7 protein-coding genes are annotated in these 10,570 nt (G+C 40.8%); 6 read left to right on the top strand and 1 reads right to left on the bottom strand.

Translation table 11 applies throughout. The features are described 5' to 3' along the window. The first annotated feature begins 482 nt into the window (after positions 1 to 482). From D7D25_RS09970 to D7D25_RS09955, 4 genes are all read left to right on the top strand, one after another. A complete protein-coding gene (locus D7D25_RS09970) occupies positions 483 to 1,154 on the top strand; it encodes a hypothetical protein (protein ID WP_122968804.1) in 672 nt (223 codons plus the stop codon). Between the two features lie 132 nt (positions 1,155 to 1,286). Beyond that, positions 1,287 to 1,541, top strand: a complete 255-nt coding sequence (locus D7D25_RS09965; RefSeq protein WP_148038905.1) for a hypothetical protein — start codon at positions 1,287 to 1,289, stop codon at positions 1,539 to 1,541. 343 nt (positions 1,542 to 1,884) lie between these two features. Beyond that, positions 1,885 to 2,334 carry a hypothetical protein gene (locus D7D25_RS09960; protein WP_148038904.1) on the top strand — a complete coding sequence of 150 codons (450 nt, stop codon included), beginning with the start codon at positions 1,885 to 1,887 and terminating at the stop codon, positions 2,332 to 2,334. A gap of 57 nt (positions 2,335 to 2,391) precedes the next feature. Further along, positions 2,392 to 3,207 carry a hypothetical protein gene (locus tag D7D25_RS09955; RefSeq protein WP_122968801.1) on the top strand — a complete coding sequence of 272 codons (816 nt, stop codon included), beginning with the start codon at positions 2,392 to 2,394 and terminating at the stop codon, positions 3,205 to 3,207. A gap of 627 nt (positions 3,208 to 3,834) precedes the next feature. Here D7D25_RS09955 and D7D25_RS09945 read toward each other — a convergent pair. Further along, on the bottom strand, positions 3,835 to 6,486 hold the full coding sequence (locus tag D7D25_RS09945) for a hypothetical protein (protein ID WP_122968799.1): 2,652 nt from the start codon (positions 6,484 to 6,486) through the stop codon (positions 3,835 to 3,837). A gap of 607 nt (positions 6,487 to 7,093) precedes the next feature. Between D7D25_RS09945 and D7D25_RS09940 the strand changes: the two genes are divergently transcribed. Together D7D25_RS09940 and D7D25_RS09935 are read left to right on the top strand one after the other, a co-directional pair. Then, a complete protein-coding gene (locus D7D25_RS09940) occupies positions 7,094 to 9,178 on the top strand; it encodes an alpha-galactosidase (protein WP_158602591.1) in 2,085 nt (694 codons plus the stop codon). A gap of 16 nt (positions 9,179 to 9,194) precedes the next feature. Then, complete coding sequence (locus D7D25_RS09935) at positions 9,195 to 10,559, top strand: DegT/DnrJ/EryC1/StrS aminotransferase family protein (protein WP_122968797.1); 1,365 nt, start codon at positions 9,195 to 9,197, stop codon at positions 10,557 to 10,559. Positions 10,560 to 10,570 lie beyond the last annotated feature (11 nt).

Genomic DNA, 10,570 nt, shown 5'->3' with positions numbered 1-10,570 from the left:
ACGTTCTGCGTGAAAGTACTCAAAGTCAAACAAGAATGACAGAATGAGACGCTCACCTCATCCGCCCAATTTCGACTGCCGAAGTGTAGCCTCCCCTAGCACTGCCTCTTTATGCAAAAAACTCATTTTGAAATATATATGAAAGACAAAAGATTAATTATATCATGGCCACTATTTGCATTTACTTTTTTTATATATTTTTATATTTATAAAAAAAATCCTTTGGATAAAATGTACGATTTTGGATTAATTAATATAGTTCTCCTTTTATTTGTTATTATAATCAATTATATATTGAAAGAAAAATATACTCGACATATGGTAACCATTATTCTTTTTTTGATCTTTATAGGCATATATTTTTTAATTTGAAATCTGTTTGTCTAATAGGCTAATTGTCGGGTGGGCGTTAAGCCTACCCAACTTGAAGAATATAATGGCAAGTGTTGTCATACGAATATGCTTAATTATCACCGTGAACAATGAAAAAAGCAATTATCATGTTTTGTTTGATTATCCTGTCCCTCACTTTTGCTTATTCACAAACAACAGTGAAGTCAGATTGTGATGTAAAACTAGACAATATTTTCAAAGCATATAATCTTAAAATAAAATATGAAACCGTTCAATATATCTACAATGCAAAGGCTCTTCCAAAGAATGATCTTTTTTTAAATAATTCTTTCGAATTAATCAGAGGTATCTCTTATTTTGAAAAAAAACAAGACATAACGCCGGAGATTAAGTCTGGAGAATTAGAGAATGTAGAATGGATGTCAAAGGAAGAAATGGATCTTTATATTGAACGACTCAACTGTACACCTGATGATGCATATAAAGAATATGAAGTTTTTCTTCAGAATATTCAACTTGAAAAGGAAATGTATTTGAAGTGTATAGATATGGAACTTGTTAAAGGTGATGAATCGGAGTATGCAAAAGATGAAATTTTTTATTCTTTTAAGCATCCATGGACATCACTTTTACCGCCAAAGATAACAAAATTGGACTTCTTGAAAGTTTTCAAAGAATATATTCTCATTGATGAGAAACGAGAAATGCCTGACAGTGTGAGAGCTTTTGCTTTTTTAAATTGCGGTTGTAAAATACCGCCTTTTGTATCACTTTCTCCTACAAAAAACAAAAAACAATAAAACATTTACGAACGTTGTCATACGAATATGCTTAATTACCCTAAACAATGAAAAAATTAATATAAACCTCTCGATGCACGAAAAGATTATTCTGATTTCATTCGGAATATGATAAACAAAAAAGAGTTCTATATGAAATGTGTGGATATTGAGTTGGCAAAAGGAGATCAATCAAAATATGCAAAGTCCCGGATTCATTATGATTTCATGGAACCAATGACATCAGTCATGACTCCCTGGATAACGAAACTGGATTTTTTGAAAGTTTTCAAAGAATTTAACCTGATCGATGAAGAGCTGTTTTTACCTGAGTATTACAGAGTAAAAGCTTATTTAGAATGTGGTTGCAAACTTGCCCCTTATTGGCAGTTTTATTCAGATTATTAGGATTTAAATAAGTATTGAGTTATGAAAATCATTCACGCATTAAACATGATACTCGCCATATCCTTGGCCCCATGCGGCTTCTCCGGTTCAAGCTCAATTAAATCCGGAAGGAATAGAGTTCATAAAAACAATAGAGCCGAATCTGGTCGCGGAAGGATTGTGTAACACAAGAAACAAGACCTCGCTCCAGAAAAGATTTTTCGCTGACAAGAACGCACTCGTGGAGTTCTTGATGGATCCAAGTTTCGCTGGAGCGTACGGGTTCGAAATTGATAGTGTCGGCAATGGTGAATATGTCATGAATATGAAATGGGTTTGCGATTGGGAGGAAGTCCAAAGCAGAATGCAGACGGATTTTCCGACAAAACGGACAAGCCGGGATGCCCTGAAGGATAAAACGGAGGAAGAGCGAACGGCTATTCTGCAGCATAACCGCGAACAGTACATCATGAGGTCGAAGCGTGCCAACGAGGTTTATACCATAAAAACGAAGAGTCATCCAATAGGTAGGTCTTTAGCCATACAATTACATAAAACGTATGTCTCTCTGATTGGAAACCATAAAAATACAGGTATTCCGAATATATCCAAGGATGGATATACGGCCGTTTTCCGGTGTGTCGTCGGAGATGAGATCTGGAACTTTTCCACAAGAAACCCTTTGGGTGCTTTCAAGGAATTAACAGATTTATGTGAAGATATAGCCAACGACGTCAAAGAAAACAAGAAAGATATCAATGAAGATGAATACGTACGTCGGCTGGAGGAGTTGATGAATGCCAAGTCACTTTGAAATTGCACCAGTTCGGCAAGAAGAATCCTATTTAAATAAAAAAAACAATACACAATTATGAAGGAAAGGAACATAGCGGCGTGGATATGTGCATGTTTTCTGTTTTTATTGAAATCTATTGCTATGGGACAAGGGGCATTCCCTGGCCCTAAATCGACAGGACCGGCAGAGTCGTTTAAATTGACTGTCGAACCAGCTTGGATTGCTTACGGGAAACCTAACACTATGGGAAAAAGTGAAATGGAGAAAAAGCTTTTTCCTAATGATAATAAGATGGTGGAATTTTTTTTCATTGACAACGTTCTTGGTCCACGTGGTTTTAGAATAGATTCGGTAAGTACGAATAGTTATATCATGGAAATAGCTTGGGTAACTGATTATAAAATGATAAACAAGAGACTTTCAGAAGTATTCCCGACCCAATCTATCGGACCAAATGACTTTGACAATATGCAGGAAGAGAAATTGGATGAGATACGAATGTTTAACCGTAAACAAAACAATAAAAGAATTCAAACAGCTCTCGAACAATATACAATTGAAAGAATAGAATTCCAGGTAAAATCGGATTTGGCGAGACATCTTTGGGAAACCTGTTTTTTTGTAATGAAAAATTACAAGAGCAAAGGTATTGCCCCTATATCATTCGATGGGTGTTCGGTTACTTTTCGATGTATAGTGGAAGATTTCTCTTTATGGACTTTCTTTGCCAGAAATCCGGTTACACATGTGAAAAATCTCACAACGATTTGCAATGAAATGATAAAAAAAGTACAACAGAAAGGTGAAATAACGGACGAGGAGAAATATATCAGGCAATTAGACGACGTTCTGCGTGAAAGTACTCAAAGTCAAACAAGAATGACAGAATGAGACGCTCACCTCATCCGCCCAATTTCGACTGCCGAAGTGTAGCCTCCCCTAGCACTGCCTCTTTATGCAAAAAAAAAATCAGAAAAAAGCAAAAAACTCATTTTGAAATATATATGAAAGACAAAAGAATTCTTATAACATTTCCTCTTCTTATAATAATAGGGATTCTATATCTATATTTTTATGTGGAAAATCCGCTTGAAAAGGTTTTTGATTCAGGGTCAATAGCTATGATTTTAGTATTAAGCGGTATAATCGTTTTTTTATTGTATAGAAAAAGAAGCTATTTCACAAAACAAATAATTGGAATAATTCTCCTTCTGATATTTATATGTATATATTTTTTAATTTGAAATCTGTTTGTCTTACTTGTAGGGTGGGCTTAACTTCCACTCTTCTTGGATAATTACAATGAATATCTGGGTTGTCTTTTTAAATAAGTATTGAATTATGAAAATCATTCACGCATTAAACATGATACTCGCCATATCCTTGGCCCATGCGGCTTCTCCGGTTCAACGTATGGATCTTCCCAGATTTCTATGCCGCCGGAGATACTATTCATTGAAAATGCGCTCCGTCAATTCGTGAATGACATAAGGCAGGTACATTTGATTTGATAATATTTTATTGGACACTGCTCTCTATGACAATCTCTTTGGTAAAATGAATCATTTTGCCGGAACCGGTCACACCTTCCCCCACAACCTGGTAAGTTGTGGGTGTATCGGCCGAATAGAATTCAACAATGGCTTCACCCGTCCGGGAAAATTGCACATCCGGTTGCCAGTAAATGGTCGTACGAAGATCCTGAGCGGGGGAGTTTATTTGTTCAGGTGTCTCGTATTTCGGGCAATAAAACTCTGCGGGCTGCTGGTAGCCTAGCGGTCTAATCCTGTCGATGTTTATAGATTTGGATCTTTGATAGTTACTACCCTGAGTGGTGATCACCAACGCCCCGCTTCTATCGGGATAGTACCCGAACATGGATGTATTCTCTTTCACGACAAACAGGTTGTCGATGTCGTTCACATCCATGGATAAAACATCAAAGTTGGTATAAACCACATCATCAATGACTAACAGCACTGGCATATTGGACCGGGTTGTGGTTATTTTTTCTCCTCCTCTTACGACGATTCCCTGAGTGGCAAGCAACAGGGAGAGCATATCGCTGAAATTTCTTTTCTTGATTTCCCCCGCTGTCATCAATTCTGATGAAAAGACAGGGGAGTAGTAAGCCGATCTTTTAAATTGTTTCATGCTTTGCCCCGTGACCGTTACTTCTTCGAGCATAATTGTCCTGACTCCATATTTCCGTGAATATTCCTCATTGGCCTGCCTCAGGTACGAATCTATATCAAACTTACCTTCGGACCTGTCCTTTAAGAGCCTTCCGACAGGTAGCGTGGCGTAGGCATAATCAGGATAAGCAATGGTGTCGAGAGAAATGAAATTGCCCGCTCCTCCCCTTTTACTTAAAGATTGTACTGTGATCTCAGTACCGTCGGGGTATTCCACTTGAAACATGAAGCGCCCTTTATCATCGGCTGTCGTGGTTTCAATGCTGGATAAGGTGTCCAATGTCGCGTACAAGCTGATCTCCCCTTCGTTCATACTTCTCAGGAACCTCGCTTCCGCTTTCCCGCTTATCTCCTGATACTGTTCGGGCAGGATTTCGGGAGTCTCAATTTTTCCTTTCAACACGTTGGGGATATCGTACCTTCTCCATCCCTGGGTCATCATCAACACATCAAGCGCGATTTGGTCTTCCCTGTCGCCCGTGAGATAGCTTGCCGGCGATTCAATATGGCCTTTCAGTTCGGAAGAGAGTAAAAGGGTTGAAACCAAGTTGTTTGTCGTATCCGGGATGACCGCTTTTTTATCGACCACGGAAACGGCAATATTGTCATGAAACGAAGCGGTGTCAGTGTCAGCCAGTTGAAGAGTAAGGGCGATACGTTGCCGACGTTTGTACACGGGCGAGGAAAGTTTGGCTTCCAAACCCGCCAAATCGCCATCGCTGATATTGAAAATCAACCGTTCACTAATGATTGCATGATTACCGTCGAGCAACAAGACGCTTGAAATACCCGACGGGAAAAATTCTGTAGGGAAAGTATAACTGTCGGTCCGCGGCGGGCAGGGTTCATGATACAGGACAATCCCCTTATGGTGGATCAGCAACGAGAGGGAATCGTCCGGCGCGGTATTCCCTTTCAGGATGTGAACCAGGAAACGGTTACGGATAAGCTTCACATTGACAGTCCTCGCCTGAGGGGCGGCTAACGGCAAATCGATCCGCTTGACAGCGCCCTCCCTTGTTTTACAGACAGCATGGTATTTTTCATCCTCTCCCGGAATAAAATTGAAGAAGCCCATCCCGAATTTAAGGGAATTGAACGTTAATATTTCTTCATCTTTCGAGTTGTAAAGGGCTCCTGAAATATCCTCACCGAGTCCCGAGGGGTTGATGGCCTTGAATCCCACCCGGCAAATTTGTCCGGGCACAAGCCAACCCCCTTCGGGATGGAACGAAACATCAAAATTACCGGCAACGGGGGGTATAGGATAATACCGGTTGTATTTCCTTCCTTTATGGATGATGCTTAACAACAGATTCCTGTTATCCCTTTTCCCTGTAAGGGTGAATGTCCCCCTGAAATCCATTGTATTATTCGGGTGAATGGTGCTTGCGGGGTCGCCCGCGAGTTTGAAGGTGACGATTTCCGGGATAATCGTGTCTCCGCTCCCGCGATCCACAAACCGGAAGCTCACATCGACTTTATTTTCGCTGACAACGAAATCCGGTATGGGTTCGATTTGCAGGGAGTAAGGATCCAATACGTTGATCGTTTTCCTGAAGAACGCCTCGTTGCCCCGGTTTCGCATATACCGGGTGTATGCTCTTAGGGTATAGTTCCCCTCGGCAAGCTCCTCTCCCAAATCGATATGCCCCGCGTATACGCCGACGCTGTCGGGACGAATTTTAACCCGTTTGATCAGTTCATCGAAGGGATTGAACAGCTCCACATAAATATACCGGCTCATGAATACCGGTTGGTTATTCATCGCGTCAACCAGATGGGCGCGCAGCCAGATCCGTTCCCCCGACAGGTAACCTGCCTTATCGGTCTGGACGTATATCTTTTCATGGGGGAAATAAACCAACTGTTCTGAGAACCGGCTTGCCACCGGATCGGATTTCAGGTCCACAGGTTGGGCAAATACAATGCCGGAAAAATGTAAAATGAAGATAATCAAAAAGAACTTTTTCATGACAAAATAATTGCACCTAAAAAGGTAACATTCCATTTATTGCTGTTCTACAGATCCATTATATGCACACACGAAAAACCAAAGTAGTAAGAGAATTCGTGTATAATTTTATTGGTTGCCATGATAGCCCATGGCTAAAGCATTAGTATGCTTTACAAAAAGAGATGAAATAAATCACACTTTTTCTTCGATTTTCGCAAACATATACTCAATACGCGAAAATTATTATCGCATTCCCCTTTCCCGCATTTTGGTGGTCATTGAATGTAGCTCCCAAAAGGCAACAACGGTGAGGTTAGGCATAATAACCGGTGAGAAACCCGGAGGCAACGTCTTTTGAGGACAACATTTCGCAAATTACCACGGGAGATAACACTAATTATATAAGTTTGCACCTTAGTCTGCACGATGTGCTTAGTAACATGACGCGGTGGATGATAGAACCGCTATTGATAAGACATCTGTCGATTTTAAGAATAATGGAAGAATTTATTTTGATGTTTTTGATATTTTCTCTTTCTCAAATAACTGCCTGATGCCTAATGAAGACAATCAGGCGGTTATTGTTTTTCCGAAAGTTCGAAGACAAAAAAGTCAGAAAAACGCAATGAGACATAAAAACCTATTCTTCAGCATACTTTTTATTACAATATCTGCGCATGCCTCATATTGTAACAATACAGACTTTCGCTATCTCGATTGTATCGTAGAGTTGAAAAACGATGTGTTGACAGTGGAAAACTCTAAAATAGAAAGGATCTTTACCTTCAATAACGGGCATCTGATAACCACGTCCATTACCAATAAAGAGTCAGGTTTCCAATGGAATACAACCGATGACGCTCCTGACATGAGCCTCCCCGGCATAACGGGAAAACCGGTTTTGGAATCTTTCCGCACCTATCTGGTTGAGCAAACGCTGTCAAAAGAAGCCCATGTCGAAGTTGAAATCACATATAAAGCGGATCAGCTTTTTGTAAAAAGAATTATCCGTTTATACCCTGATTGCCCTGCCATTGGCTTTGATTTCTATTTCAAAGGTAATGCCGGTAAGGCGAAATGGCATGATCAAAGTTTCATCCATGAATCATTGTCAGATGTGAGATTTGTCGCTTCGAAAAAGGCCCGGCCCAGGATACCTGTCATGGAAAAGCTTTCTCTCCCGGGCAAACATTGGACTTACAGGGTGGTGGATTTATATGAAATGACCGATCACTTAAATGATTTGATAACGGTGCATGATTATCAGGCATACAATGAAAGATTGTACCGGGGGAATATTTTCTTTGCAAGAAACCGGGAAAATGATGAAGGTCTTTTTTTGCTGAAGGAGGCCCCCTCTCCCAATGCACAGTTAAAATATTTGTCGGGCGATTATTTGGCTTCTTTCGGAGAGATAAGAATGATAGGATTCGGTATAGACTCCCTGGATATTGACCCTGCCGTATGGACACCGGGGTATTCCGCTGTCACGGGTGTCTTTTCCCGGGACGAGTATTCTTCCTTAAAATCATTAAGAACATATCAGGACAAATTACGCAAAAGAGTAGAGAGAAGAGACGATATGGTCATGATGAATACTTGGGGAGACAGGGGGCGTGACGGCAGGATCAATGAAAAATATATCATGGAAGAATTGGAATTGTGTTCCCGATTGGGAATCTCACATTTCCAAATAGATGACGGATGGCAGACAGGCAAAAGCCCAGCTTCCATACAAGGAGGGTCTTTTGACAATATTTGGGAAAAGAATGATTATTGGATACCTGATAAAACCAACTTTCCTTCCGGATTTACACCCATAATGGAAAAAGGGAAAGAACACGGTATAGAGATCTGTCTATGGTTTAATCCGAGCTATACGGATAATTATGCCAATTGGGAAAAAGACGCTCAAGTTTTAATCGGATTGAATAAGGAATATGGTATACGGACTTTTAAAATCGATGGATTGAGGATCCATGACAAATTATCGGAATTGAGGGTCGATAGTTTATTGAAGAAAGTACAGAAGGAACTAAATGATGATGCCGTGATCAATCTCGACGTAACCGCGGACAAACGTTTTGGTTATTTATATAAGAGCGAGCACGGTAATATTTTCCTGGAGAACAGGTATTCTGATTTCGGGAGTTATTATCCCTATTGGAGCTTAAGGAATTTGTGGAAATTGTCCAAATATGTTCCGGCGCAAAACCTGCAAATTGAATTTTTAAATAAATGGAGAAATCAAGATATTTATAAAAATGATACATTTGCTCCGGAATTATATGATTTTGATTATCTTTTCGCCATAACTATGATGTCACAGCCATTGGCATGGATGGAGGCCCATAATTTGCCGGAAGAAGCATTTTCAATAGGAGAAACGATAGAAAAATACAGGATATTTCAAAATGACATCCATAACGGATTAATTTTACCGGTCGGCGAAGAACCCACCGGGAGGTCATGGACGGGATTCCAAAGTATTCAGGAAAATTCAGGATATTTTCTCATATTCAGGGAATCGAATGATAGGCGGGAATACTTAATGAAAACATGGATAGAACCTGGATCTGAAGTCGAGTTGGAATCAATTCTGGGAGAAGGGGACCATTTTACGGCAATCATTGACGCCGACGGACAAATCCCGTTTTCTTTGAAGGATAAAAACAGCTACACTCTCTATAAATATAAAACGATAAAATAAAAATTCTTTTGGACATATGGACAGACGAAAATTTATAACGGGAACTATCGGAGGAGCCAGTTTACTGGCTGTATCCCGATTTAACAATCTATATGCGTGGGGACAATCAAATGGGGATGACAAACTCCCCGCCATATTGGGTGGCACCAAATCACATCATGACCTATGGCCTGACTGGCCGGTATGGAAATCGGCTTATGATGAGAAAGTACTGAAAGTATTGCGCAGCGGAGTATGGTCGAGGGCTAAAGTCACTGCCGAGTTTGAACAAAAATGGGCTCAACTGATCGGGACAAAAAGATGCCTCTCCGTGGTGAACGGGACCAACGCGTTGATTGCCTCCGTAGCCCAATTCAACATAGGGCCGGGCGATGAGGTGATTGTGCCCCCCTACACATTTATCGCCACCATACAGGCAATCTTAATGAATGGGGCATTACCGGTTTTCGTGGATATAGATCCCAAAACCTTCCAGATAGACCCTTCAAAGATTGAGGCAAAAATCACTTCCCGCACCAAAGCCATCATTCCGGTGCATATCCTGGGAATTCCGGCGGATATGACCCGGATAATGGCGATTGCCAAAAAACATAACCTGATAGTCATTGAAGATGCCTGCCAGGCACACCTCGCGGAAGTGAACGGGAAAAGGGTCGGCTCAATCGGTGACGCGGGATGTTTCAGTTTTCAAACCTCGAAAAATATGCCGATTGGCGAGGGAGGCGCGATTACCAGCGATAATGAAACGTTTATGGACCAGTGCTTCTCTTACCATAACCTAGGCCTCCCCCATGGAACCCAGGTCGGCAGTGTAAGCGGAGGAGGAGTAAGAGTGGGAACGAAAATAAGATTTACGGAATATCAAGCTGCTATCGGATTGGTTCAGCTGACAAACCTGGAAAAAGAGACGGAGACCAGATGGGAGAACGCGCGATATTTATCGGAAAAAATAAAAGGCTTATCCGGTATCTCCCCTGCCACGTTGTATCCTGAAACGACAAAAGCCGTCTATCATTTATACCCGCTATTGTACAACAAAGACCAGTTCAAGGGACTGACCCGGGGCCAGTTCCTGGACTCATTAAGGGCAGAAGGGATTCCCTGCTCCTCCGGTTACGTGCCATTGCATACCCAACCATTTATCAAAGCAGCTTTCGAGTCAAAATTATATCAGAAAGTGTATGACAAAAAAGAGTTGGATTACGCCGATTTTATCGACAAGAATCAATGTCCGATAAATGACCGGATATGCAATGAAGAAGCAATATGGCTAACCCAGAATTTATTCCTGGGAAATAAATCATCGATGGACAATATAGCAAACGCCATTGAAAAGATACACAGTAACGCTGATAAGATTGTCAGGAAATTAAAAAAATAAGAGGCACCACA

This window comes from Proteiniphilum sp. X52 (genome assembly GCF_003712195.1).
Lineage (GTDB): Bacteria > Bacteroidota > Bacteroidia > Bacteroidales > Dysgonomonadaceae > Proteiniphilum.
The sequence above is the reverse complement of the archived record's forward strand: the minus strand, read 5'-3'. Positions and strand labels throughout refer to the sequence as shown.